Source organism: Vibrio sp. Vb1337 (genome assembly GCF_033338715.1).
Classification (GTDB): Bacteria; Pseudomonadota; Gammaproteobacteria; order Enterobacterales; family Vibrionaceae; genus Vibrio; species Vibrio alginolyticus.
Genome location: NZ_JAWOTD010000086.1, coordinates 1 through 1,555 on the forward strand (window position 1 = coordinate 1; position 1,555 = coordinate 1,555).

At 44.1% G+C, this 1,555-nt stretch carries 2 protein-coding genes; one reads left to right on the plus strand and one right to left on the minus strand.

From position 1 onward, the window contains the following. Window positions 1-60 precede the first annotated feature (60 nt). Window positions 61-912, plus strand: a complete 852-nt coding sequence (locus R7E42_RS24030; RefSeq protein WP_318073090.1) for a lipase secretion chaperone — start codon at window positions 61-63, stop codon at window positions 910-912. A 33-nt stretch (window positions 913-945) separates the two neighbouring features. On the opposite strand, the gene R7E42_RS24035 is transcribed toward R7E42_RS24030, so the two are convergent. Next, a complete protein-coding gene (locus R7E42_RS24035) occupies window positions 946-1,512 on the minus strand; it encodes a DNA-3-methyladenine glycosylase I (RefSeq protein ID WP_021822793.1) in 567 nt (188 codons plus the stop codon). Between the last annotated feature and the right edge of the window lie 43 nt (window positions 1,513-1,555).

A 1,555-nucleotide genomic window follows, 5' to 3' on the forward strand; every position in this document is an offset into this window, starting at 1 on the left:
ACGCTGTATCGCCAGCATGCGAATCGTTTGAAACTGCAAGGACTGTAACAGGAATTCCCCATGAAGAAAGTCGCTCTTATCGCTGTACCCATTCTTTTGCTTCTCGGTGTGGGAGCGGCTTCCCTCTACGTATCGGACTCACCACAATCCAAGATGGCTCAATCGCAACATGACACTACTATCGACCTCTCCTCTCAGAAAGACTTTTTTGAGTACTCATTAAGTGGTTTGGGGGAACATAGCCTTGAAGAAATCCAAGAAAATATTGAAGAAAGTATCTCGCAGCAAAACTCACTAGGCATTGATGCTGAGTTGTTTCAAACCTATCTCGCGTACAAACGGGCACTTTCTAAATTAGAACCACTTGAAGATACGACGTTGTCATTAAGCCAACTGCAACGGCTGAATGAAGCCATTCTAAATTTGCAACTTGAATACTTTAACGATCAACAAATTTCCCAACTATTTGATGAAGAAAATCGACTACGCCAACTCGCAATAGAGAAACTGGTGATTAAAACGTACGAGCAAGACTCTGATTCTCAGCAACTACTACTCAACCAAGCGTTATCTGAACAACCTGAGTACATCCAGCAAAGTGAACGCAACAATGCCTTAACGAGGCAACTCGACCAAACCGCATTACTCAGTTCACAGGATAAGTATCTTGCTCGCGTCGAGTTGGTAGGAGAAGAAGGCGCGCAAAGGCTGCAAAAATTGGATGAACAACGAGCGACGTTTGAAATAGAGCTGACAAATTACCTAGAAAAACGTGCAGATATTCTTGATGATGAATTTTTGGGTCGCGAACAGAAGCAGTTAGAAATTGCTAATTTGAGAAAGCAAAGCTTCGAGACAACTCAATGGCGCCGTATCGAAGCTTTGGAACGTATTCATGACAGCCAGAACTAGCTGTATAAACTGAACAATTATATAAACGAAACGTTACTGGTTTTGTTTTTTAGGGCATCCAACGATGTGGTCATCCACCATGCCAACGGCTTGCATAAAGGCATAACAGATGGTTTCACCGACAAACTTAAAGCCTTTCTTTTTGAGAAACTTGCTCATGGCTTTGGACTGTTCTGTCGAAGCAGGTACGTCACTCATTTCATGCCACTGATTTACCACAGGCTTGCCATCGACAAACTGCCACAACGCCTCTGATAAGCTGCCATATTCAGCAATAAGTGCTTTGGCTGCTTTAGCGTTGCTAAATACCGAATTGATTTTGCCGCGATGCTTCACTACATCGAAGTTTTCGACGATGAACTCGGCGCGCTCTTCATTTCTCTGTTCCAACGCGTCCAAATCATAGTTTTCAAACGCTTCACGATAGCCTTCTCGCTTTTTCAGAATCGTAATCCAACTCAACCCCGCTTGCGCACCTTCCAACGTAATAAATTCGAACAACACTTTGTCGTCATAAACCGGAACGCCCCACTCTGCATCGTGATATTCGCGCTCTAGAGGGTGGTTCATCGCCCACGCGCACGTTTTGTGTTCTGTCATTTTTCGTCCTTATAAAAAGCGCCTCTAACTCACCAGCTAGAGG

Bases quoted from the DNA above. Each gene is read 5' to 3' on its own strand.
- R7E42_RS24030 (WP_318073090.1), top strand. From the start codon at position 61: ATGAAGAAAGTCGCTCTTATCGCTGTACCCATTCTTTTGCTTCTCGGT.
- R7E42_RS24035 (WP_021822793.1), bottom strand. From the start codon at position 1,512: ATGACAGAACACAAAACGTGCGCGTGGGCGATGAACCACCCTCTAGAG.